The sequence below is a fragment of the Sulfuricella sp. genome (assembly GCF_035531155.1).
In the GTDB taxonomy this organism is placed as follows: Bacteria; Pseudomonadota; Gammaproteobacteria; order Burkholderiales; family Sulfuricellaceae; genus Sulfuricella.
This window is the reverse complement of the sequence record NZ_DATKTK010000062.1, coordinates 26,706-50,026: the sequence shown is the minus strand read 5'-3', so window position 1 is coordinate 50,026 and position 23,321 is coordinate 26,706. Positions and strand designations below refer to the sequence as shown.

The 23,321-nt window shown below is 59.9% G+C and carries 21 protein-coding genes; 2 read left to right on the top strand and 19 right to left on the bottom strand.

Features of this window, described 5'->3' with window-relative positions; genetic code table 11:
- On the bottom strand, positions 1-320 hold a 320-nt coding region (locus VMV64_RS15135), incomplete at its 3' end, for a DUF1854 domain-containing protein (RefSeq protein ID WP_325331808.1).
- Complete coding sequence (locus VMV64_RS15130; protein ID WP_414718905.1) at positions 304-2,613, bottom strand: ABC transporter ATP-binding protein; 2,310 nt, start codon at positions 2,611-2,613, stop codon at positions 304-306. The genes VMV64_RS15130 and VMV64_RS15135, both read right to left, overlap by 17 nt.
- 595 nt (positions 2,614-3,208) lie before the next feature.
- Between VMV64_RS15130 and cphA (VMV64_RS15125) the strand changes: the two genes are divergently transcribed.
- Both cphA (VMV64_RS15125) and cphA (VMV64_RS15120) read left to right on the top strand, forming a co-directional pair.
- A complete protein-coding gene (cphA, locus tag VMV64_RS15125; RefSeq protein ID WP_325331807.1) occupies positions 3,209-5,371 on the top strand; it encodes a cyanophycin synthetase in 2,163 nt (720 codons plus the stop codon).
- 249 nt (positions 5,372-5,620) lie between these two features.
- Complete coding sequence (cphA, locus tag VMV64_RS15120; RefSeq protein WP_325331806.1) at positions 5,621-8,209, top strand: cyanophycin synthetase; 2,589 nt, start codon at positions 5,621-5,623, stop codon at positions 8,207-8,209.
- Between the two features lie 51 nt (positions 8,210-8,260).
- On the opposite strand, the gene queE is transcribed toward cphA (VMV64_RS15120), so the two are convergent.
- From queE to aspS, 17 genes are all read right to left on the bottom strand, one after another.
- Entirely contained in the window at positions 8,261-8,956 is a 696-nt protein-coding gene (queE, locus tag VMV64_RS15115; protein WP_325331804.1) for a 7-carboxy-7-deazaguanine synthase QueE, read from the bottom strand.
- Positions 8,913-9,650 carry a tol-pal system protein YbgF gene (ybgF, locus tag VMV64_RS15110; protein ID WP_325331802.1) on the bottom strand — a complete coding sequence of 246 codons (738 nt, stop codon included), beginning with the start codon at positions 9,648-9,650 and terminating at the stop codon, positions 8,913-8,915. Before ybgF ends, queE begins: the two co-directional genes overlap by 44 nt.
- Positions 9,651-9,701: 51 nt before the next feature.
- Positions 9,702-10,220, bottom strand: a complete 519-nt coding sequence (gene pal, locus VMV64_RS15105; RefSeq protein WP_325331801.1) for a peptidoglycan-associated lipoprotein Pal — start codon at positions 10,218-10,220, stop codon at positions 9,702-9,704.
- A 50-nt stretch (positions 10,221-10,270) separates the two neighbouring features.
- A complete protein-coding gene (tolB, locus tag VMV64_RS15100; protein ID WP_325331799.1) occupies positions 10,271-11,557 on the bottom strand; it encodes a Tol-Pal system beta propeller repeat protein TolB in 1,287 nt (428 codons plus the stop codon).
- Between the two features lie 197 nt (positions 11,558-11,754).
- Positions 11,755-12,543: a cell envelope integrity protein TolA gene (gene tolA / locus VMV64_RS15095; RefSeq protein WP_325331797.1), complete on the bottom strand. Its 789-nt coding sequence runs from the start codon at positions 12,541-12,543 to the stop codon at positions 11,755-11,757.
- On the bottom strand, positions 12,543-12,935 hold the full coding sequence (tolR, locus tag VMV64_RS15090) for a protein TolR (RefSeq protein ID WP_325331795.1): 393 nt from the start codon (positions 12,933-12,935) through the stop codon (positions 12,543-12,545). The genes tolA and tolR overlap by 1 nt, the downstream gene beginning before the upstream one ends.
- 23 nt (positions 12,936-12,958) lie before the next feature.
- On the bottom strand, positions 12,959-13,639 hold the full coding sequence (tolQ, locus tag VMV64_RS15085) for a protein TolQ (RefSeq protein ID WP_325331793.1): 681 nt from the start codon (positions 13,637-13,639) through the stop codon (positions 12,959-12,961).
- A 176-nt stretch (positions 13,640-13,815) separates the two neighbouring features.
- Positions 13,816-14,226, bottom strand: coding sequence for a tol-pal system-associated acyl-CoA thioesterase (gene ybgC, locus VMV64_RS15080; RefSeq protein ID WP_325331791.1), 411 nt, complete (start codon positions 14,224-14,226; stop codon positions 13,816-13,818).
- Positions 14,223-15,278 carry a Holliday junction branch migration DNA helicase RuvB gene (gene ruvB, locus VMV64_RS15075; RefSeq protein ID WP_325331789.1) on the bottom strand — a complete coding sequence of 352 codons (1,056 nt, stop codon included), beginning with the start codon at positions 15,276-15,278 and terminating at the stop codon, positions 14,223-14,225. The genes ybgC and ruvB overlap by 4 nt, the downstream gene beginning before the upstream one ends.
- 163 nt (positions 15,279-15,441) lie before the next feature.
- A complete protein-coding gene (gene ruvA, locus VMV64_RS15070) occupies positions 15,442-16,029 on the bottom strand; it encodes a Holliday junction branch migration protein RuvA (protein ID WP_325331787.1) in 588 nt (195 codons plus the stop codon).
- Between the two features lie 101 nt (positions 16,030-16,130).
- Positions 16,131-16,649: a crossover junction endodeoxyribonuclease RuvC gene (gene ruvC, locus VMV64_RS15065; protein ID WP_325331818.1), complete on the bottom strand. Its 519-nt coding sequence runs from the start codon at positions 16,647-16,649 to the stop codon at positions 16,131-16,133.
- Positions 16,650-16,652: 3 nt separating this feature from the next.
- Entirely contained in the window at positions 16,653-17,381 is a 729-nt protein-coding gene (locus VMV64_RS15060; RefSeq protein ID WP_325331785.1) for a YebC/PmpR family DNA-binding transcriptional regulator, read from the bottom strand.
- A gap of 238 nt (positions 17,382-17,619) precedes the next feature.
- Positions 17,620-18,786: a cardiolipin synthase ClsB gene (gene clsB / locus VMV64_RS15055; RefSeq protein WP_325331783.1), complete on the bottom strand. Its 1,167-nt coding sequence runs from the start codon at positions 18,784-18,786 to the stop codon at positions 17,620-17,622.
- Between the two features lie 174 nt (positions 18,787-18,960).
- Positions 18,961-19,719 carry an endonuclease/exonuclease/phosphatase family protein gene (locus VMV64_RS15050; RefSeq protein WP_325331781.1) on the bottom strand — a complete coding sequence of 253 codons (759 nt, stop codon included), beginning with the start codon at positions 19,717-19,719 and terminating at the stop codon, positions 18,961-18,963.
- Positions 19,720-19,819: 100 nt separating this feature from the next.
- Positions 19,820-20,914 carry a quinolinate synthase NadA gene (nadA, locus tag VMV64_RS15045; RefSeq protein WP_325331779.1) on the bottom strand — a complete coding sequence of 365 codons (1,095 nt, stop codon included), beginning with the start codon at positions 20,912-20,914 and terminating at the stop codon, positions 19,820-19,822.
- A 114-nt stretch (positions 20,915-21,028) separates the two neighbouring features.
- Positions 21,029-21,490, bottom strand: coding sequence for a dihydroneopterin triphosphate diphosphatase (nudB, locus tag VMV64_RS15040; RefSeq protein WP_325331778.1), 462 nt, complete (start codon positions 21,488-21,490; stop codon positions 21,029-21,031).
- A gap of 31 nt (positions 21,491-21,521) precedes the next feature.
- A complete protein-coding gene (gene aspS, locus VMV64_RS15035; protein WP_325331776.1) occupies positions 21,522-23,318 on the bottom strand; it encodes an aspartate--tRNA ligase in 1,797 nt (598 codons plus the stop codon).
- Positions 23,319-23,321 lie beyond the last annotated feature (3 nt).

The window sequence follows — 23,321 nt, the reverse complement described above, 5'->3', positions numbered from 1 at the left end:
CCACGGTCGGTTTCCACCTGCCACGCGCTGGGCGTGGCAAAGCTGGATACGCTGAGGATGCCGCGAATTTCCGGCATGAATTCCCGGCTCGCCAGCTCTTCTTCCAGAAGAAGACGAGATTCGTCCGGCAAATCCGTCAGTCTATCGATCCAGGCCAGTTCGTGCCCGTCGGCAGTGACCAGTGAGATTCCCTCCGCAGGGGCGGCGATGGGAAAGGCATGTACAGGCACCACGCCATCATGAATTTCGCCGTCGGCCCCGGTAAAAACCAGCCTGCCGAAGGCATTGCGGGTGAGTTGGAAATCATTCGACTTTTTCATGCGGCTTCCCGTTATTCTCGACATCCGGTTCCTGCTCGTCCATGTCCGTATCCACGTTGCGCGCTTGCGCCTGATAGAGGCGGAAATAGGCGCCCTCGCGGGCCATCAGCTCGTCATGACTGCCCACCTCGGCAATCCGCCCGCGATCTAGAACCACCAACCGGTCGGCGCGGCGCAAGGTCGAAAGCCGGTGCGCAATGGCGATGGTGGTGCGCCCTTGAACCAGGTTATCCAGGGCTTTCTGGATTTCCTTTTCGGTGGTTGAATCGACCGACGAGGTCGCCTCGTCGAGGATCAGAATGCGCGGATCGATGAGCAACGCCCGGGCGATGGAAATGCGCTGACGCTCACCACCCGACAGGGCTTGGCCGCGCTCGCCGGCCAGAGAGTCATAGCCCTGCGGCAGGCGCAGGATGAACTCGTGGGCGTGGGCGGCACGGGCGGCGGCAACGATTGCCGCCCGCGTGGCATCGGGTTTGCCGTAAGCGATATTCTCGGCGATGGTGCCGAAGAACAGGAAAGGTTCCTGCAGCACCAGGCCGATGTTGCGCCGATATTCGGATATCGGCAGGGAGCGGATGTCCACCCCGTCGACGCGGATCGAGCCCTCGGACACGTCGTAAAAACGGCAAATCAGGTTGGCCAGGGTGCTCTTGCCCGACCCGCTGTGCCCCACCAAGCCGATCATCTCGCCGGGGGCGATGGTCAGGTCGACTCCCCGGATAACCGTGCGGTTGCCATAGCGGAAACCGGCGTTGCGAATCTCGATCCCCCCCTGCACCTGCTCGAGGTGAACCGGGGTGGTTGGCTCCGGAACGCTGGATACGTGATCGAGAATATCGAAAATGCGTTTTGCTCCAGCAGCGGCCTTCTGCGTCACCGAAACGATGCGGCTCATCGAGTCGAGCCGCGTATAGAAACGGCTGATGTAGGCCAGGAAGGCGACCAGCACGCCCACCGTAATCTCGTTGCGCGAGACCTGCCAGATGCCGAAGGCCCACACCACGAGCAGCCCGACTTCGGTCAGCAGGGTCACGGTAGGCGTGAACAGGGACCAGATTTTGTTCAGCCGGTCATTGACCGCGAGGTTGTGCTGGTTGGCCTCGCGAAAGCGCGCCGCTTCGCGCTTTTCCTGGGCGAAGGCCTTGACCACGCGGATGCCGGGAATGGTATCCGCCAGCACGTTGGTCACTTCCGACCAGACCCGGTCGATCTTCTCGAAGCCGGTGCGCAACTTGTCGCGCACCACATGGATCATCCAGGCGATGAAGGGCAGCGGGAGCAATGTCACCAGCGCCAGCCAGGGATTGATCGAAAACAGGATCGCCGCGGTCATGAGGATCATCAGCACGTCCGTGGCGAAGTCCAGCAGGTGCAGCGAAAGGAACACGCAGATGCGGTCGGTCTCGGAACCGACACGGGTCATCAGGTCGCCGGTGCGCTTGCCGCCGAAATACTCCAGGGAGAGCCGCAGCAAATGCTCGTAGGTGGTCGTGCGCAGGTCGGCCCCGATGCGCTCGCTCACCAGGGCGAGGATGTAGGTGCGTGCCCAGCCCAGGCTCCATGCCACCAGCGCCGACCCCAGCAGCCCCGCGAGCAGGAGTGCCACCGTGCCGTAATCGATGGGGGCGCCGTTCTGGTAGGGAATCAGCACCTTGTCCATCAATGGCATGGTCAGGTAAGGTGGCACCAGGGTGGCGGCAGTGGATGCCAGCGTCAGCAGGAAGCCGGCAAGCAGCTGTCCGTTATAGGGTTTGGCAAAGCGCCACAGGCGGAACAACGTCCACGTCGAGGGCGGGACATGGATTTCCTTGGTGCAGATGGGGCACTCTTCCTGGCCCGGCATGAGCGGGGCCTTGCAGCTGGGGCAAACAGCCTCTGCCGGGAGGCTGACAGGATGCCCGGCGAGAAAGCCGGCAAGTTGCTGCTCGAAGTGTTCGACCAGCCGCAGTGCGACACTATTATGGCCCAGAGTGTAGCGCCAGCAGGCGAGGCGCGCCTCGTCGTCGTGCAGCTCCAGGCTACCCACCCCGGCATGATCGTGACGCTGGAGGACTAGCCCTTTCCGGTAAGTCCAATCTCGCCATGCGGTCTCTTCGAGTCCCTTGGCAAGCAATCGACGGTTGGTCACGACCACCAGGCCCAGGGTAAAATGCAGGCGCACATCGAGATCGATCTCCAGCCACGCCAGAATCTCCTCTTCGTTGGCCAGCTGAGACTCCACCTCGGCGCGCCAGGTATCGGGCAAAGACTTGCCGGTTGGCACGGAAAGAAGAGAGGGGATGGTTTTCACAAATCTACCTTGGATCTTTGCTTGGGGGTTCATGGCCTCACCGGGGGCCACACTGGAATGCAGTTTACTTGCCTTGAAAGCAAGAGTACAGCACCCGCCACACGACCATTTTCAAAAAATCTTCTGCCCCCTGCGGTAAACGGATTGCCGCATGCAGCGTTAACATTCCCAGTTGTTTGTTGTTTAAAAAACGGCGATTAACCACGAATGACACGAATGTTCACGAATAAACACGAATAGTTAAAGACAATCATCGTGTCGCCAAACAGGTAAATCAGGCTAACTAACTGATTATTCCAGAACATTCGTGTTTTATTCGTGCAAATTCGTGGTTAAAAACTTTTTCTAAGTAAAAATTACCTGTGACACACCTAACCTCAAGAGCCCTCAACAGATTTGCAAGCCATATGCCACTGAGCGATTTGAGCATGGTGCCCGACGCAAACGGCGCCTTTTGTTTATTCCAGACTAGTTGCGAGCAACAACGCAATATGCTCAAATCACCCTATCCTTCTGGGTTATCCCAAAGAACACGTCGGCTCTGCCGCTCGGCCCGCCAATGGCTGGATCCACTGAGAGGCTTTTAAGTATTTGTATGGAAAAGAAAATCGAATTTCTCAAAATCGTGCCTCTGCGTGGACCGAATATATGGACATACCGTCCAGTTCTCGAAGCATGGGTTGACATCGGAGACCTGGAGGATTCGCCTTCCAATACCATCCCCGGTTTCTACGAGCGCCTGTCATCATGGTTGCCCTCGCTGATCGAACACCGCTGCGGCGTCGGCGAGCGAGGCGGCTTCCTGCAGCGGGTGCGCGAGGGTACCTGGCCGGGACACATTCTCGAACATGTCACCCTGGAGTTGCAGAACCTGGCAGGCATGCAGAGCGGTTTCGGAAAAGCGCGCAGCACCTCGGTGCGGGGCGTTTATAAAGTCGTTGTGCGGTCGCGCCACGAAGAAGTGAGCCGCGCCTGCCTGTATGCTGCTCGCGATCTCGTCATGGCGGCGATCGAGGATCGCCCGTTCGACATGCCCTCCACGGTTGCCCGCCTGCGCGATCTGGCCGATGCACTTTGCCTCGGCCCCAGCACGGCATGCATCGTCGATGCAGCCTCGGATCGACGCATTCCGGCTATCCGGCTGACCGAAGGCAACCTGGTGCAATTGGGCTACGGCGTCCGGAGCCGCCGCATCTGGACCGCCGAAACCGACCAGACCAGCGCTATTGCCGAAAGTATTTCGAGCGACAAGGATCTGACCAAGAACCTGCTCCAGGCTTGCGGCGTGCCGGTTCCCGAAGGACGCCTCGTCGATAGCCCGGAAGACGCGTGGGAGGCCGCCGAGGAGATCGGCGTTCCGGTTGTGGTCAAACCCCGCGACGGCAACCATGGCCGCGGAGTCTCCACCGAACTGATGACGCGCGAAGAGGTCGAGGCCGCCTACAAATTGGCGCTCGCCGAGGGTAGCGCCGTCATTGTCGAGCGTTTCGTGCGCGGCAACGAACACCGGCTGCTGGTCGTGGGCGGACGCCTGGCGGCGGCGGCTCGCGGGGAGTCTGCATCCGTGGTGGGCGATGGCCGTTCGACCCTCATTGAGCTTATCGATACCCAGATCAATACCGACCCACGGCGCGGTACGACCGAGGATTACCCGCTCAATCTGGTTCTGGTGGATAAAGACCCGGCCGTCCGGCTCGAAATCACGCGCCAGGGTTTCACCCCCGACGCCATACCGCCACTGGGCGCAGAAGTGATGATCCAGCGCAACGGCAACGTCGCTTTCGACGTGACCGACCTCGTCCATCCGGATGTGGCGGCAACCGTCTCTCTCGCGGCCCGTATCGTGGGGCTGGATGTTGCGGGGGTCGACTTGGTCGCCGAGGATATCTCGCGTCCCCTCGATGAGCAGCGGGGCGCGATCGTCGAGGTCAACGCCGGACCCGGTCTGCTTATGCACCTCAAGCCGGCGAGCGGCGAACCCCGTCCCATTGGCCGGGCCATTGTCGACAGCCTGTTCCCCGAAGGTGCGAACGGCCGCATCCCCATTGTCGGCATCACCGGAACCAACGGGACCAATCTGGTCGCACGGCTGGTGGCGTTCCTGCTTCACCTCAGCGGCAAGCGCGTGGGCCTGGCATGTAGTGACGGCCTCTATCATGATCAACGACTGGTTGAAAAAGGGAACCGTGCGACCTGGGCAGCCGCTCGCAAGGTACTGCTGAACCGGGTGGCCGAGGCAGCCGTGTTCGAGAATGGCAGCGATATAATCCTGAGCGAGGGTCTGGCCTACGACCGATGCCAGGTCGGCGTCGTCACCGATATTGACCCGGTCCGGCACTTTGGAAAATATTACATTGAGACACCCGATCAGGTATTCAACGTACTGCGCACCCAGGTCGACGTAGTGCTTCCGGAAGGGGTGGCGGTGCTCAACGGCAACGACCCGATGGTGGCGGAAATGGCGCCGCTATGCGACGGCGAAGTCATCCTCTTCGGCGCTTGCCCTGATATTCCGGCCATCACTGACCACCTGACACAGGGGAAGCGAGCGGTGCTGGTACGCGACGGCTTCGTGGCATTCGCTACGGGCAATGAAGAAGCACGACTTGTCGAAGTGTCCGGCATTATGCTGGCAGGCGCCGGTGTTGCAGGGCTGCAGATCGAGAATGTTCTGGCGGCGGCCGGGGCGGCATGGGCACTCGGCCTGCCTCTGGAACTGATCCGCGCCGGAATCGAAACCTTTAGGGCCGACCAATAAACATAAAAAACGGCGTTTCACCGCAAAGGATGCGGAGGACGCAGAGGTAACGGGGTAGGCAGGGATGGGCGACTTGTCGCCCAACTCGCAAAAACAAGACCTTGGCAAGTTGTGCTGAGTCACCCGCTGGGTGAATAAGCTTGTTACGCTAACCATTTGAATTTATTTGCGTCCTCTGCGGTTAAATAGCTTATTTTAGGATAAACATCCTACCGCGGCATAGCTGGCCGGGTAACTTGGGGAAACAAAATGGAAGTATCACGCATCCGGGCGTTGCGCGGCCCCAATCTGTGGAGTAGACGCACTACGATTGAAGCCATTGTGACATGCAGTGAATGCCTGATCGGTGATATGCCCGACTTCGAAGCCAGACTGCGCGCACGGTTCCCGGAAATCGGTTCCTTGAAGCCTGCGGGTCACGAAGAATCCATTTCCATAGCGCACGCCCTGGAGTTCGCCGCCCTTGGGCTGCAGGTGCAGGCCGGATGTCCGGTGACCTTCAGCCGTACTGCAGCAACGACTGAGGCAGGGGTATTCCAGGTCGTGGTCGAATACAGCGAGGAGCAGGTAGGTCGACTCGCGTTCGAGCTCGCGCAAACGCTATGCCATGCAGCAGTGAACGACACGCCATTCGACCTCGCCGATGCACTGGCACGCCTGCGCGAGCTGGATGAGGACGAGCGCCTCGGGCCCAGCACCGGGGCCATCGTTCAGGCCGCAGTGACGCGCGGAATCCCTTATCGGCGCATGACTTCGGGCAGCATGGTGCAGTTCGGCTGGGGTAGCCGGCAGCGCCGCATCCAGGCCGCCGAGACAGACCGTACCAGCGCCATTTCAGAGGCCATCGCCCAAGACAAGGAACTGACCAAAATATTGCTCGATGCGGCCGGGGTTCCGATACCCCACGGGCGGCCCGTGTCGAATGCCGAGGATGCCTGGGTGGCAGCCTGTGAAATCGGCGGCCCGGTGGTGATAAAACCCCAGGATGGCAATCAGGGCAAAGGCGTTGCCGTCAATATCGAGACCCGTGAAAGCGTGCTGGCGGCCTATGCCGCCTCCGCCGAAGTCAGCTCCGAGATCATGGTTGAACGCTATATTCCCGGCTATGACTTCCGCCTGCTGGTGGTGGGAAATCATCTCGTCGCAGCGGCACGCCGCGACCCTCCCCAAGTGATCGGCGACGGCGTTCATACCATCCGCGAACTTGTCGATCAGGTCAACAGCGATCCCCTGCGCAGCGAGGGGCATGCAACCTCACTCACCAAAATCCACTTCGACGACATTGCCCTGGCGACACTCGCCAAGCAGGGCCACGCCGCAGATTCAGTACCCACCAAGGGCGCGCGCGTGATGCTGCGGAACAATGCAAACCTGAGCACGGGCGGATCGGCGACCGATGTGACCGACGACGTTCACCCGGAAGTGGCGGCACGTGCAGTGGCAGCAGCCCAGATGATCGGACTCGACATCTGCGGCGTGGACGTGGTGTGTGACAGCGTACACAGGTCGCTTGAGGAACAAGGCGGTGCCGTCATTGAAGTCAACGCCGCTCCAGGCCTGCGCATGCACCTCGCCCCCTCGTTTGGCAAGGGGCGCGCAGTCGGCGAAGCGATCATCTCGAGCATGTTCGCCGAAGGTGAAGATGGCCGCATACCGGTGGTGGCGGTTGCCGGCACCAATGGGAAAACGACAACCGTGCGCCTGATCTCTCACCTCCTCGGCAAGAAGGGTTTGCGCGTTGGCATGACCAACTCGGACGGCGTCTACATCGAGGGGCGGCGCATCGACACCGGTGACTGCAGCGGCCCCAAGAGCGCACGTACCGTGCTGCGCCATCCCGATGTCGATGCCGCGGTGCTCGAGACCGCGCGTGGAGGCGTGTTGCGTGAGGGGCTGGCATTCGACCGCTGCAACGTGGCGGTAGTCACCAACATCGGCATGGGGGATCACCTCGGCCTCAGTTATATCAGCACGGTCGATGATCTGGCCGTAGTAAAAAGGGTTATCGTCGAGAACGTTGCACCTGGCGGCGTTGCGGTTCTCAACGCGGCAGACCCGATCGTGGTGAAGATGGCCGATGCCTGTCCAGGTTCGGTGACATTCTTCACCAGCGACCCGCATCATCCGGTCATGGCCACACACCGCGCGCGTGGCCTGCGTGTGGTGTACGTGGACGGAGATGCCATTGTGGCCGCCGAGGGCAGTTTCGAGCATCGCATCGCACTGGCGCAAATTCCTCTCACCCGGAATGGCTCGATCGGTTTCCAGGTCGAGAACGCGATGGCAGCGATCGCCGCTGCCTGGGCGTTGGGTCTGGACTGGGAAATCGTCCACGCCGGACTTGCCTCATTTGTGAGCGATGCGGCAACCGTGCCTGGGCGCTTCAACCTGTTCGACTACCGTGGCGCCACCCTGATCGCGGACTACGGGCACAACCCGGATGCCATTCAGGCGCTGGTGAAGGCCATCGAGCACATGCCGGCGAAGCGGCGCATGGTCGTAATCAGCGGCGCGGGCGACCGGCGCAATGAAGATATTTGCCAGCAAACTCAGATTCTGGGGGAGGCTTTCGACGCTGTGATCCTGTACCAGGATCAGTGCCAGCGCGGGCGGGCCGACGGTGAGGTGCTGGCGCTCCTGCAGCAGGGCCTGGAACATGCCAGCCGTGCCTCTGCGATTGAGGAAATCCGCGGTGAATTCCTGGCCATCGACACCGCCCTCGCGCGCCTGGAACCCGGTGACCTGTGCCTGATCCTCATCGACGCGGTGGATGCCGCACTGGCCCACATCGAGAAACGGATCGCTGAGGGTGTAGCCCCGATTAGTGAAGTTATGTAGGTTGGGTTAGGCGCGGTTTTTTGCGCCGTAACCCAACCAACATTTCAGGACTCATTTCCCGCGCCCCTCGCCCCACAGCAGCTTATGCAACTGGATTTGCAGCCGCACCGGCAGGTTGTCGCGCAGCATCCATTCCGCCAGCCTGGTTGGCTCAAGCTGGCCTTGAGAGGCTGAAAGCAGCACCGGGCAGCGGTCGGCGACACGCTTCTCGCTCAGCACCTGTTTCGCCCACAGGTAATCTTCTTCGCCGCACAGCACGAATTTCACTTCGTCCTGCGATGTCAGCAATTCCAGATTTTTCCAGCGGTTTTTCCCGGCCTCGCCCGAACCTGGCGTTTTAATGTCTAATATCCTGGAAACACGCGGATCAACTTTGGAAATATCCATCGCCCCGCCGGTTTCCAGCGACACCGAATAGCCCGCATCGCAAAGCTGCTGCAACAGCGGCAGGCAATTCTTCTGGGCCAGCGGTTCGCCACCGGTCACGGTGACATAGCGGGTGTGAAATTGCGCCGCCTTGTCGAGTATTTCCGGCAACGTCAGGGTTTCCCCTTCCTGAAAAGCGTAAGAGGTATCGCAGTAGGTACAACGCAACGGACAACCGGTCAGGCGGATGAATACCGTAGGCAATCCGACGCGGCTGGTTTCGCCTTGAAGAGAATAGAAGATCTCATTGATCCGCAGACTAAGCTGCGGTACTGCGCTATTTGGTACTGGCAAGACGCTTCTTCGCCAGTTCCGCGGCATTGCTGAGCGGATATTTCGCCACGATGTTTCCCAGCGTTTTCCTCGCCGCAGCCGCATCCCCCAAGCCCTGCTGGCAACTGGCGATATTCAGCAGAGCATCCGGCACCTTGGGACTGCTTGGATACTGGCTTACCAGTTTCTGTTGATTGGTGATCGCATTCTTGTAATCGCGCAAATTAAAGTAGGAGTTGCCGATCCAGTAGTAGGCACTGGGGGCAAGCTGACTGTTGGGATGGGCACTGACGAAGCTCTGAAAGCCGTCGATGGCGCCTTGATAATTGCCCGCCTTGAATAAGCCCAAGGCGGCGTCATACGCTTTGGGTTCGTCGGTGACGACCGCGCCAACCGGGGTCTGATCGGAGGAAGCCGGCTTGCCGGAATCCGCCTGGCCCGGCGTATCCGCAGCAACCCCGCCGACATTCTCCAGCTTGCGCAGGCGGCTGTCGAGATCGACATAAAGATCGCGCTGCCGCTTTTGCGTGGTTTCAATGTCGTGGGCATGCACCTCGATCTGTCCGCGCAATGTGGCCAATTCGGCCTTAAGCGCGTCCAGTTGGGATAGCATCCCGACCCCTTGAGAGCGCGCCGTGTTTTCCATTTGCACGACGCGCTCCTCCATTCCTTGAATTTGCTGCTGCAGCACTGTAATTTTCTGGTGGGCTTCGTCGTCCGAAAACAGGCCAGCGGTACTCAAAGAGGCCCACCCCAAAGACAAGGTCAGGAAAAGCGCGAGCCGCCTCATGGATTACTCGCCCTGGTAAACGATATCGGAGCGACGGTTTTCCTTCCAGCAGGATTCTTCCTGACAAGTAGCGCGGGGCTTTTCCTCGCCGAAGCTGACAGTCTCGATCTGGCTGTTAGACACGCCGTACGCGTTCATCATGTTCTTCACGCTGTCGGCACGACGGTTGCCCAAGGCGATGTTGTACTCGCGGCTGCCGCGCTCGTCGGTGTTGCCCTGCACCGCCACCTTGGCATCCTTGTGGCTGGTCAGGTACTTGGAGTGAGCGTCAACCATCGGCTTGTACTCAGCCTTTACGTCCGACTTGTCCAAGTCATAATAAACGCTGCGCTTGGAAAGGATGTTGCTGGGATCTTTCAGGGGATTGGCCGTCACCGACTGCTGACCGGCAGACTTGGCATCCGCGCCAGCCTGAGTCGCCGTTCTATCCTCGACCGCCGCCTTGGGCTGGTCCTTCACATCCTGGCCGGCACAAGCTGCCAACAAGCTAACCAACAAAGCGCTGAACAATACTTTTTTCATCTTTTCGACTCCCGATTAAATTGAACTTACTTGAGAAACTTACCGATCCGTCACTTCAACAGCGGCCCCCACTCGGGCTCGCGCACGTCTCCGGCCTGGGTGGACAGCCGCTGCTTCACACGCCCATCGCTCGAAATCGCAGCCAGGACTCCCCGCCCCCCAATTTCAGTGGCATATAGTAACATTTTGCCATTGGGTGCGAAACTGGGTGCTTCATCCATGCGCGTATCGGTCAGCACCTGCATCTGGCCCGACGCCAGATCCTGCAGGGCGACATGAAAGGAAGAACCGTTGACGCGCTGGACAAAGGTGAAGCTCTTGCCGTCCGGGCTGAAGCGAGGGGAAACGTTGTAATTGCCCTCGAAAGTCAGGCGCTGCACGCCGCTGCCGCTAACAGTCATACGGTAGATCTGCGGGCTGCCGCCCCGGTCCGAAGTGAATATGATCGCGGCGCCGTCCGGCGAAAAGGACGGCTCGGTATCGATGCCTGAGCTGTAGCCCAGGCGTTTCACACCGCTACCGTCGGCGTTGATCAGATAAATCTGCGAACTGCCATCCTTGGTCAGCACAATGGCCAACTGCTTGCCGTCCGGCGACCAGGCCGGCGCGCTGTTGTTGCCCTTGAACTGGGCCAGCACCTGGCGCTGGCCGCTGACCAGCGATTGAACGTAAATGATCGGCTTTTTCCGCTCGAACGAAACATAAGCCAGCTTGGTGCCGTCCGGCGACCAGGACGGGGAAATGATCGGCTCTTTGGAAGCCAGCACGGTCTGAGCGCCGTAGCCGTCCGCATCGGCCACCTGCAACTCGTAGCGCAAGCCGCTCTTGACGATGTAGGCAATACGGGTGCTGAACACGCCGACATCGCCGGTGAGTTTCTCGTAAATCTGATCGGCGATCTTGTGCGCCGTGGCGCGCGCCAGGGTGCGATCGATCACATAGCTGTAAGCGTCGAGCTGTACCTGTTTCACCGCATCGAGCAAGTGAAAGCGCACCTCCAGCTTGCCGTCGGGTCGCGGCAACACGCTGCCGATCGCCAATGCGTCAGCACCGCGCGCGCGCCAGTCCGGGTAATTCACCTCGGCCGGATCGTGCGGCTCGGGCTTCACCCCGGCGGGGTCGACGATCTTGAACAGGCCGCTGCGCTGCAGATCCGCCGCAACTACAGCGGTAATGCCCGGCGGCAGGGCGTTCTCGCCGGCAAAAGGAACGACTGAAATCGGTATCTGGTTGGCGCCGCTGCCGACGATTTCGATGGTAAGCGCCGCATACGCCGCTGAAATCGGGAAACCCGCCAGTAAAATAAGTGCTGCCGCCAACTTGTTCAGAAATTTCATTTTTTCCAGGTACTCCATTTATCCTAAAAACGGCAATCAACCACGAATGACACGAATAAACACGAATGAACACGAATAGTTGGAACATAATTTCGCCTCACCAAACTGACGAAATGACCAAGCATGGTTAATTCATTGATTATTAGTGAACATTCGCGTTTCATTCGTGTCATTCGTGGTTAATCGTTTTTCCGAATTTATTCATTCGGTCGAAATTTCAGCTTCAACTCCCTGAACCGCCCGACCAGCGAAGGGTCGTTAGGCAGAGGCAACGGCGAAGCCTTGCGTATGGCTCGCTCCACCGCGTTATCGTATGCCGGGTTGCCGCTGCTGCGCGACAGCTTCACGTTCAGCACCTCGCCCGTCGGTATCAAAGAGACCTCGAACTCGGCCTGCGGGTTCCCCGCCACGTCCGGCGGCATGATAATGAAACGCCGGATGTGGCTGCTGATCCGGCTAATCGCGTCGTTCATCAGGCGCTGGGCTGCTGTCTGGGCGGCCACCTGCTGGCGCGCGGCCTCTGCGGCTACCCGCTGCTTGTTCAGTGCCTCCTGTTCGGCTTCCAGCATGGCATGCTGTTCCTTCAATACCCGCTCTTTCAGCTTTTTCTCTGCTTCAGCTTTTTTCTCTGCTTCAGCCTTTTTCAGCGCTTCTTCCTTGCGCTTTTTTTCCTTCTCTTTTTCCTTGTCCTTGAGCTCGATGTCGGCCTTGACCGGCTTGGGTTGCTCCAGCTTGGGTTCCGGTTTGGGGACGGGCTTGGGTTGCGGCTTAGGCTCCGGTCGTGGCGCAGGTTCCGGTTCGGGCTTGGACACCGGCTTTGGCTCGGGTGCCGGCAGGCTGTTCCACAGCTCCGCCATTACCGGCGCGGCTTCCTTCGTCTGCCAGTCGACGCCGAACACCAGCACGGCGGCAAATATCAGATGCACCAGGACAGCCAGCACAAGCGCCCATTTCCTGCCCGGCTCCTTCCGTTCGGCTGGCGGCATTATCCCGCCTTGGGCTTGGCCAGGAGCCCGACTTTTTTCACCTGATTGCTCTGCAGCACGTCCATCACCTTCAGCACTTCCTCGTAACGCACGCTTTTATCCGCCGAGATCACCACCGCCTGTTCGGGATTGCGCTCTTGCTGCGCCTTGACCGCGTCGACCAGCTCTTCCCGGCTGACTTTACGCGCCGTATTCGATTTTTCCAGGTCGCGCAGGTGCAGGCTGTTGTCCTTGCGAATTTCCACTTCCAGCGGCGCCACCGGAGGCTTGAGCGACTGTCCGACCGAGGGCAGTTCGATCTGCCCCGGATTGATCAGAGGCGCCGTGACCATGAAAATGATCAGCAGCACCAGCATCACGTCGATGTAAGGCACGACGTTGATCTGGTTCATGAAACGGCGGGGGCGACGGTTCCTCAAGGGTTGGGCTGCCTTTGCAGGATGTTGGAGAATTCCTCCATGAAACTGTCGTAGCGGGTCGCCAGCCGATCCACGTCATGGGAATAGCTGTTATAGGCGAGCACCGCCGGAATCGCCGCGAACAGGCCCATCGCGGTGGCGATCAGCGCCTCGGCGATACCCGGCGCGACGTGCGCCAGGGTCGCCTGCACTACGTTGGAGAGGCCGCGGAAGGCATTCATGATGCCCCACACCGTGCCGAACAGCCCGACATAAGGGCTCACCGAACCGACCGAGGCGAGGAAGGCGAGGTGTCGTTCCAGCGCATCCAGCTCGCGCTGGCAGGCCGCGCGCATGGCGCGACGCGTACCGTCCATGACGACACCGATGTCCATCCGCCCCTGGCGCTTGAGCTTGAGAAATTCCCTGTAGCCCGCCTCGAAGATTTTCTCCATGCCCACCACCGGCGTCCTGCCGGAATTGGTGCGCTGGTACAGGTTGTTGATATCCACCCCGCTCCAGAAAGCGCTCTCGAAACCATCTGCCTCGTGGATTGCTGCGCGAATGGCGAACATCTTGCCGAAAATGAAATACCAGGACAAGCCCGAAGCCAGCAGCAGGATCAACAGAACCAGCTGCACCACGATGCTGGCGTTGGTGATCAGGCTCAAAAAAGACAGGTCTTGCGTAACGTTCACGGTATCCTTTCAATCCTAAAACGGCGATTAACCACGAATGACACGAATGTTCACGAATAAACACGAATAGCTAGAGTCAAACATCGCGCCGCCAAACAGGTGAATCAGCCAAGCTGAGCCATGTTAATCTGATAATTATTAGTGAATATTCGTGTTTCATTCGTGTAAATTCGTGGTTAAAAGCTTTTTCTAGATTCAACTCTTTCTCTGACCGGGGCGGGAATTTGCACCGGCTTGAATGTTTGCCCATTGACGCAGACCACCTTGATGCGCGCCTTCACCAGCACGCCGTTTTCCGGATGCTCCGCCGTCTGATCGAGCTCGATCCAGCTGCGGCCTGCCTCATGAAAACGCACCGTCACCGTCAGCAGGTCGTTAAATATCGCGGGGCGCAGGTATTCTATCTGCACTGCGCGCACCACGAAAATTACAGAATGGTCACGCAGCAACTCCGGCTGCTCAAAACCCTTGGCCCGCAGCCATTCGGTGCGAGCGCGCTCCATGAACTTGAGGTAATTGGCGTAATACACCACACCGCCGGAATCGGTGTCCTCGTAATAGACGCGCACCGGCCAGCGGAACATCATTGCTCCCACAGCTCGCCGCTCGGGTTCTTCGACGGCAGCGCCAGCCCGAAATGCAGATAGGCGGTCTGCGTTGCCACCCGGCCGCGCGGCGTGCGCATCAAATAGCCCTGCTGGATCAGGTAGGGCTCGAGCACATCCTCGATGGTATCGCGCTCCTCGCCGATGGCCGCCGCCAGGTTTTCCACCCCGACCGGGCCGCCGCCGAACTTCTCCAGCACGGCCTGCAGCAGCTTGCGGTCCATCATGTCGAGGCCGGCCTGGTCCACGTCGAGCATGAAAAGCGCGGCATCCGCCACCTCCCGCGTCACCTTGCCGTCCGCCTTGACCTCGGCGAAATCGCGCACCCGGCGCAATAGCCTGTTTGCAATTCTGGGCGTGCCGCGCGAGCGCTTCGCGACTTCCACCGCACCGTCTTCGGAAAGTTCGACGTTCATCAACCGGGCAGAACGGGCCACGATCTGCTTCAGCTCGCCGTGGGTATAAAATTCCAGCCGCGCCACAATGCCGAAACGGTCGCGCAACGGGTTGGTCAACATGCCGGCTCGAGTAGTGGCGCCGACCAACGTGAAGGGCGGCAAATCCAGCTTAACCGACCGTGCCGCCGGCCCCTCGCCGATCATGATATCGAGCTGGAAATCTTCCAGTGCCGGGTAGAGGATTTCCTCCACCACCGGGGAAAGACGGTGAATTTCGTCGATGAACAGGACGTCGTTGGGTTCGAGATTGGTCAGCAGCGCGGCCAGATCGCCGGGCCGCTCCAGCACCGGGCCGCTGGTCTGGCGCAGGTTGACGCCCATCTCTCGGGCGATGATGTGCGCCAGGGTGGTCTTGCCCAGCCCCGGCGGACCGAACAGCAGCACGTGGTCGAGCGATTCGCTGCGACCGCGCGCCGCCTGGATGAAAATTTCCAGCTGCTCGCGCGCCTTCTCCTGGCCGACATATTCTTCCAGCAGCTTGGGGCGCAAGGCACGCTCGACCGCTTCTTCCTGGGAAGAAATCGGCGCAGCGGAAATAATGCGGCTGCCGGCCTTGAGGTCGTCGGTTTCGATCATCTTGGGAGCTGCAATTCATTAACCGCAAAGGCGCGAAGACGCAAAGAAAACGCCAATCTATACCCACTTGAGCACTCACCTAGAAGGTGATTGCCAAAGAGCGAAAGACCCACGATTTTCCTTGGCGCCTTCGCGCCTTTGCGGTTCGACTGTTTTTTCAGAATCATGCCTTGGATAGGAATTTGAGAGCCTGACGGATGCTGTCGGACACGTCCAGGTTGGCAGGCAGTTGCTTCACTGCCCAACTCGCTTCACGCTCATTATAACCCAGCGCCAGCAACGCATCCAAAACGTCATTGCGAATGGCCGGGCCGGGTTCAGTCCCGGAGGACAGCAAGGCCGCCGCAGCACCCGGCAGTTTGTCGCGCAGCTCCAGCAGCAGGCGCTCGGCGGTTTTCTTGCCGATACCCGGAATCTTGGTCAGCCGCCCCACTTCCTGGGCGGCGACGACATGGGACAATTCCGCGACGGACATGCCGCTCAGGATAGTCAGCGCCAACTTCGGTCCGACCCCGCTGATTTTAAGCAGCTGCCTGAAAGCAGCGCGTTCGTCGTGGGTGGAGAAGCCATAGAGCTGATGGGCATCCTCGCGCACGATCAGTTGGGTGTGCAGCGCAACTTTTTCGCCAAGGGCAGGAAGATTGTAGAAGGTGCTCATCGGCACGTCGATTTCGTAACCGACGCCGCCCACGTCCACCAGCACCAGAGGGGGGTGCTTTTCGAGCAGGATACCTGCGATTCTGCCTATCATTCAGTTCTACCTGTTTTAAAATGGTCATGAGTAATGGGTGATGGGTAAAAACCAGATTCCATACCTTTCTCATCACTCATCACTCATTACCCATCACGAATTTAAACCAGCCTTCCATTCTTCATCCGGAAACCGGCGGTTGCCAGCTTGCCCAGCCCCTGTCCGCCATGGGCGTGGCAGATGGCGCAAGCCAGTGCGTCCGCCGCATCGGCCTGGGGGTCACCCTCGAGCTTCAACAAGCGCCTGACCATATCCTGCACCTGTTCTTTGGCCGCATGACCGTTGCCGACCACGGCCTGCTTTACCTGCAGAGCCGTGTATTCCGCCACCGGCAAATCCTTCAGAACTGCGGCGCAGATCGCGGCGCCGCGCGCCTGCCCCAGCAGCAGAGTTGATTGGGGGTTGACGTTGACGAACACCTTTTCCACCGCCACCTGCTCCGGGCTGTAAGCGGCAATCACCTCGCCCAGGCCGTCAATAATGGATTTCAGCCGCTGCGGCAATTCCGCCGCCGGGGTGCGTATGCAGCCGCTGGCAACGTAAACCAGCTGCTGGCCAAGCTTGTCGATTACCCCAAAACCCGTCACTCGCAAACCGGGGTCAATGCCGAGGATGCGGATGGCTTATTCCTCCTCCATGACGGCAGTGGTATACACCTCCTGCACGTCGTCAAGGCTCTCCAGGGCGTCGAGCAGTTTCTGCATTTTTGCCGCGTCGTCGCCGGTGAGCTCGTTTTCGTTGGCCGGCTTCATGGTGACTTCACCCAGCTCGGGCTGCAGGCCGGCCTTGACCAGCGCCTCCTTGACGGCGGCGAACTCGTAGGGGTCGGTAACCACCTCGAAACTGCCGTCGTCGTTCGTCACCACGTCCTCGGCGCCGGCTTCCAGCGCCGCGTCCATCAGCTTGTCCTCGTCCGTGCCGGGAGCGAACAGCATCTGCCCGCAATGCTTGAACAGAAACGCCACCGATCCGTCGGTGCCGAGATTGCCGCCGTGCTTGGAAAAGGCATGGCGCACGTCGGCCACGGTACGGGTCTTGTTGTCGGTCAGACAGTCCACCATCACCGCCACGCCAGCCGGGCCGTAACCCTCGTAGCGCAGCTCCTCGTAGCTCACCCCTTCAAGATCGCCGGTACCGCGCTTGATGGCGCGCTCGACGTTATCCTTGGGCATGTTGTTCTCATACGCCTTGTCCACCGCCAGGCGCAGGCGCGGATTGCAGCTGATGTCGCCGCCGCCGAGCTTGGCAGCAACGGTGATTTCCTTGATCAGGCGCGTGAAAATCTTGCCGCGCTTGGCATCCGTCGCGGCTTTCTTGTGCTTGATGTTCGCCCACTTACTGTGACCGGCCATAAATCCCTCGGTATTCTTTGCAAAACACGAATATTAGCATTTCCAGCCCTACTTTATAAACCTTAAAACCGCAGTTCATCAACCGCAAAGACGCGAAGGCGCAAAGAAAACAAGAAGATGAAAAGCATAGAGGACCGCAAAGCAAGTAATTCGACAGGCACTGACAAACTGTTGTTGTTTTTACTTTGCGCTCTTTGCGCCTTTGCGGTTCAAATGCTTTGTTTAATGATAAGTTCGATCAGGCTTCTTCATAACGGCGCGCATAGCCGGCCATGCCCATCAGGAAGCGTACCAGGCCGTAGCTCACCCACGCCAGGAAGCGCTGGTAATAAGGCTGATGGTTCCAGTGATCTACCATGATTTGCTGCGCACCCTCGCTGATCGCCTGCAGCAAACTGCCCCGCAGCGTTCCCGCGAAGTCGGCGTCGAGCGCTACGACATTGGCTTCCCGCGCCAGCATCAGACTGAAGGGGTCGATATTCGACGAGCCCACCGTGGCCCAGCGGCCGTCGATCACCGCTACCTTGGCATGAAGAAAGCTCTTGTGATAGCTGTAGATTTCGATGCCTGCGCCGAGCAGCATGCCATACAGGGCACGCGAGGCGTAGTGCAGCAGAAAGTATTCCACCCGCCCCTGCAGCAACAGCACCACCCGCACTCCCCGCGCGGCGGCTTGGACCAGTGCCTGCCTGATGCGGCGTCCGGGCAGGAAATAGGCGTTGGCGATAATGATCTCATCCGTGGCCGAATCGATGGCGTCGAGATAGGCGTTTTCGATGTCTCCCCGATGACGGATGTTGTCGCGCCGAACGAAGGCGGCCGCGATGCTGCCGCGCGGCGCAATCCGCAACGGCGCGCTCTGCCTCCGGCTGCGACTGCGGTGGCGGCGCAACTGCAGCCAGCCGATCAGCGCCCAGAGGCGCCTTGCCGATTGGTGTATTTCAGCCAGCAACGGTCCCTCCACCGCAACCGCATAATCGAAGCGAGGCGGGATCTGGCCGGGCGCATCCATGTCGTCGATGATATTGATGCCGCCGACGAAGGCAATACGCGTGTCGATCACCGCTATCTTGCGGTGCAGGCGGCGCAACCGGTGGCGTTTGAGACGGAGCGAAACATCGGGCCGGTAGAACATGACCTGCATCCCTGCCGCACGCATCTCACCGACCACCGCTTTCGGCAACGTTCTCGCCCCGAAGCCATCGAGCAGCAGGTGCACGGTCACGCCCCGCCTTGCCGCCCGCTTCAGCGCTGCGCTGATCTGCCGGCCGGTCTCATCGTATTGGTAGATATAGGATTCGAGGAATATTTCGCGACGCGCGTGGTCGATGGCGGCTTCGAGGGCCGGAAAATATTCTACGCCGTTCTGGAGGAGAGTCAGGCGATTGCCCGGTATCAGGTTCATCCCAATAATCGCAGTTCATTAACCGCAAAGACGCGAAGGCGCAAAGAAAACAAGGACATAAAATCTCTCTGAGATTTTCCTATCGGGTGACTGGGCAGATTCCAGTAACACATTGTTTTTCCTTTGCGTTCTTTGCGCCTTTGCGGTTCAAATGCTTTTTTTAGGTTCATTGCACTAAGACCGCGCTCGGTGAACGGTGGCGGACAGAGCGGCATGATCGGAAATTTTCGACCACGGCCTGCCGCTGTGCACCTCGGCGGTCGTCACGCGCAATCCCCGCACATAAATGCGGTCGAGCCGGAACATAGGCAGCGCCGCCGGGTAACTGCGGGCGGGCTTGCCCTTGGTCGCCCCGAATACCTCTTTCAGGTGCATCTCGTGGGCCAGGGTGTCGCAGGCCTCGCTGCGCCAGTCGTTAAAATCGCCGGCGATGATCAATGGCGCATGAGGCGGAACCAGACTCTCGATCCTGTCGCGCAATGCCGACAGCTGCACACGGCGCCCCTTGGAAAACAGTCCGAAGTGAACGCACACACAATGCAGGGTTTCATCCCAGCCCGGCATGCTCACTTCAACGTGCAGCAAGCCGCGCTGTTCGAAGCGGTGGGCCGAGACATCGACATTTTCCGTACTGACGATCGGAAAGCGGCTCAAAATCGCGTTGCCGTGATGTCCTTCGGGATAGACCGCATTCTTGCCGTAAGCGTAATCCTCCCAGATGGAGTCGGCGAGAAACTCGTATTGGGAAGCCTCAGGCCAGTTCTCGTGTTTCTCCGCATGAAGATCGTGAGCGCCCACGACTTCCTGCAAGAAAACCAGGTCGGCATGGATGCCGCGCAACTGGTCGCGCAGCTCGTGCAGCACCATGCGCTGGTTGAACTGGGAAAATCCCTTGTGGATGTTGTAGGTGACGATCCGAATCGCCTGTGTCATTTTTTATCCGTAAGGGGTAATGAGTGATGGGTGATGGGTAACGTCAAAAACAAAACCTCCTCCGGTTTCTCATCACCCATCACTCCTGACTCATCACTTTTCAAGAAGCATCCAGCATACGCTGTAACGCCACCCGGGCCAGTTCGGCCTCCTCGGGCGGCACCTTGATGCGGTTCACCACCTGGCCGGCAACCAGGTTCTCCAGGCACCAGGCCAAGTGCTGCGGATCGATGCGCGCCATGGTCGAGCACATGCACACGGTGGAGGACATGAACTGGACGGTCTTGCCCTCGGCCTTGAACTGCTCCGCCAGACGGCTGACCAGATTCAGCTCGGTGCCCACCAGCCAACGCGTGCCGGGCTTGGCTGCGGCAATGGTATTGATGATGTATTCGGTGGAGCCGACGTAATCCGACAGCTCGCACACCTCGAAGCTGCATTCCGGGTGGGAAATCACCAGGCCGTCGGGGTGCTCCTGGCGGAAGCGCTGGATGTTGGCCGGCGTGAACATCTGGTGCACCGAGCACAACCCTTTCCACAGGATGATTTTCGCTTTCCTGACCTGCTCGGGCGTGAGCCCGCCCAGCGGCAGGTCCCAGTCCCACAGCACCATGTCTTCCAGCGGGATGCCCATCTTGTGGCCGCTCCAGCGTCCCAGATGCTGGTCGGGGAAGAACAGCACCTTGTCGCGCCGGGCAAACGACCATTCCAGAATTTTTGGTGCGTTGCTGGAGGTGCAGACGATGCCGCCGTGCTCGCCGCAGAAGGCTTTCAGGTCGGCCGCCGAGTTGATGTAGGTGACGGGGGTGAAGGTCGCATCGGGGTCACACACCGTTTTCAGCTCGCGCCAGGCGCGCTCGACCCGTGCCAGCGTCGCCATGTCCGCCATCGAACAGCCCGCTGCCAGATCCGGCAGGATGGAAATTTGCTCCGGGCGCGACAGGATGTCCGCCACCTCGGCCATGAAATGCACGCCGCAAAACACGATGTAGTCCGCTGCGGAATTGGCCGCCAGGCGCGACAGCTTGAGCGAATCGCCGGTGAAATCGGCATGCTGGAACACGTCGGAGCGTTGGTAATGATGCCCCAGAATCACCAGGCGCTTGCCCAAGCTGGCCTTGGCGGCCAGAATGCGCGCCTGGCAAGCCTCGTCGGACAGGCTCCGATATTCGGAAAAAGGAATGGGGTTGCTCATGGGGTTTCTTAAAAAAATCTAAAATCGGCCACGGATAAACACAGATTAACACGGATTATCACTGCGGGCTTTTATCCATGGGAATCCGTGTCGCCTAGAGGCGCCTACTTTTGGTCATCCGTGACTAAATTGCTTTTTTGTCATTTCAGGCAGCTTTTCCAGCACGGCGGCATTGGTCCAGGAAAAAACTTTCTTCTCCGCCTCGCCGCAAGGCAGCCACTGGTAATTCAAATGCTCCCGGGGCTCCAGAGTGACCGGCAAAGGCAGCGGGAGTTCCAGCCCGAACACGTGCTCGGCGTTGCGGGTTACCCCCGGCGCATAGCGGTGGCGCCATTCTTCGAAGATCTCAAATTCATACTGCAGGTTCCAGTCGGTAAGCGCGTACTTCTCGGCATCCAGACCGGTTTCCTCGCGCACTTCGCGCACCGCGGTCTGGCGCAGGCTCTCGCCCGGATCGCAGCTCCCCGTCACCGACTGCCAGTAGCCGGGATGATCGGCCCGCTCCAGCAATAGGACCTGCTGATCTGAAGTGTAGATCACCACCAGAACCGAGATGGGGATTTTATGCGTTTTCACCAACCGCTTTCAGCGCAGAGGACGCAGCGGTTTAATCAACCTTCTCCACTTCCACCTGGGTCTGCACCTGCTGGCGCAAACGGATGTGCAGCTCGCGCAGCTGCTTCTCGTCCACTGCGTTCGGCGCCTGGGTAAGCAGGCAGGAAGCGCGCTGGGTTTTGGGGAAGGCGATCACGTCGCGGATCGATTCCGCACCCGCCATCAGCGTGACCAGGCGGTCGAGCCCGAGCGCCAGGCCGCCGTGGGGCGGTGCGCCGTATTGCAGTGCTTCAAGCAGGAAGCCGAATTTCTCCTGCGCTTCCTCGGCGCTGATGTTGAGCGCCTGGAAAACCTTGGACTGGATTTCCTGGCGGTGGATACGGATCGAGCCGCCGCCCACTTCCCAACCGTTGAGCACGAAATCGTAGGCCTTGGACAGCGCCTTGCCGGGATCGCTGGACAGCAAATCCTCGTGACCTTCTGCCGGGGCGGTAAAGGGGTGATGCAGGGCTTGCCAGCGATTGCCTTCCTCGTCGCGTTCGAACATCGGGAAGTCCACCACCCACAGCGGCTTCCAGGCGCCTTCGGCAAAGCCGCGCTCGTGGCCGATCTTGGCGCGCAACGCGCCGAGCGCTTCGTTCACAACTTTCGCCTTGTCGGCGCCGAAGAAAATCAGGTCGCCGTCGGTTGCGCCGGTGCGCTCGATGATCGCCTTGAGTGCAGCGTCGGAGAGGTTCTTGACGATCGGCGACTGGAGGCCTTCGCGGCCCTTGGCGACATCGTTGATCTTGATATAAGCCAGGCCCCTGGCGCCGTAGATGGCGACGAACTGGGTGTAGGCATCGATCTCGCCGCGGGTAATCTCGCCACCCTTGGGCACGCGCAACGCCGCCACGCGGCCGGTAGGCGAGTTGGCGGGAGTGCTGAAGACCTTGAAGTCGACGTCCTTCATCACGTCGGTGAGGTCGGTCAGCTCCAGCGTCACGCGCAGGTCGGGCTTGTCCGAGCCGTAGCGGCGCATCGCCTCGGCATAGGTCATGCGCGGGAAATCGGGCAAATCGACATTGAGCACGGTCTTGAACAAACGGCGCACCATTTCCTCGACCAGATCGGTGATCTGCTGTTCGGTCATGAACGAGGTCTCGATATCCACCTGGGTGAATTCGGGCTGGCGGTCGGCGCGCAGGTCCTCGTCGCGGAAGCATTTGACGATCTGGTAGTAGCGGTCGAAGCCGGACACCATCAAGAGCTGCTTGAACAGCTGCGGCGACTGCGGCAGCGCATAGAAATGGCCGGGATGGACGCGGGACGGCACCAGGTAGTCGCGCGCGCCTTCCGGGGTGGAGCGGGTCAGCATCGGCGTTTCCAGCTCGATGAAGCCCTGATCGTCGAGGGCGTGGCGCAGGGTCTTGGACACCTGGTAGCGCAGCATCATGTTCTTCTGCATCGCCGGGCGGCGCAGGTCGAGGTAACGGTGCGTCAGGCGCACGGTTTCGCTCAGGTTCTCGTCATCCAGCTGGAAAGGGATGGGCGCCGATGCGTTGAGGATTTCGATTTCCTGCGCCAGCACCTCGATCTCGCCGGTGGAGAGATTCGGGTTGGTCGTCCCCTCCGGGCGGTTGCGCACCAGGCCGGTGATCTTCAGCACGAACTCGTTGCGGATCGACTCCGCAGTGGCGAAAGTCGCCGCGCGGTCGGGGTCGCACACCACCTGCACCAGGCCCTCGCGATCGCGCAGGTCGATAAAAATCACCCCGCCATGGTCGCGGCGGCGATGCGCCCAGCCGCACAGGGTAACGGTTTGCTGCAAGTGGCTACGGTTAACGTCGCCGCAATAATGGGTTCGCATGCT

Coding starts and splice junctions, on each gene's coding strand:
- cphA (WP_325331807.1), top strand. CDS start 3,209: ATGGAAAAGAAAATCGAATTTCTCAAAATCGTGCCTCTGCGTGGACCG.
- cphA (WP_325331806.1), top strand. CDS start 5,621: ATGGAAGTATCACGCATCCGGGCGTTGCGCGGCCCCAATCTGTGGAGT.
- queE (WP_325331804.1), bottom strand. CDS start 8,956: ATGCCGCGGAACTGGCGAAGAAGCGTCTTGCCAGTACCAAATAGCGCA.
- pal (WP_325331801.1), bottom strand. CDS start 10,220: ATGAAAAAAGTATTGTTCAGCGCTTTGTTGGTTAGCTTGTTGGCAGCT.
- tolB (WP_325331799.1), bottom strand. CDS start 11,557: ATGAAATTTCTGAACAAGTTGGCGGCAGCACTTATTTTACTGGCGGGT.
- tolA (WP_325331797.1), bottom strand. CDS start 12,543: ATGCCGCCAGCCGAACGGAAGGAGCCGGGCAGGAAATGGGCGCTTGTG.
- tolR (WP_325331795.1), bottom strand. CDS start 12,935: ATGAACCAGATCAACGTCGTGCCTTACATCGACGTGATGCTGGTGCTG.
- ybgC (WP_325331791.1), bottom strand. CDS start 14,226: ATGATGTTCCGCTGGCCGGTGCGCGTCTATTACGAGGACACCGATTCC.
- ruvB (WP_325331789.1), bottom strand. CDS start 15,278: ATGATCGAAACCGACGACCTCAAGGCCGGCAGCCGCATTATTTCCGCT.
- ruvA (WP_325331787.1), bottom strand. CDS start 16,029: ATGATAGGCAGAATCGCAGGTATCCTGCTCGAAAAGCACCCCCCTCTG.
- VMV64_RS15060 (WP_325331785.1), bottom strand. CDS start 17,381: ATGGCCGGTCACAGTAAGTGGGCGAACATCAAGCACAAGAAAGCCGCG.
- clsB (WP_325331783.1), bottom strand. CDS start 18,786: ATGAACCTGATACCGGGCAATCGCCTGACTCTCCTCCAGAACGGCGTA.
- VMV64_RS15050 (WP_325331781.1), bottom strand. CDS start 19,719: ATGACACAGGCGATTCGGATCGTCACCTACAACATCCACAAGGGATTT.
- nadA (WP_325331779.1), bottom strand. CDS start 20,914: ATGAGCAACCCCATTCCTTTTTCCGAATATCGGAGCCTGTCCGACGAG.
- aspS (WP_325331776.1), bottom strand. CDS start 23,318: ATGCGAACCCATTATTGCGGCGACGTTAACCGTAGCCACTTGCAGCAA.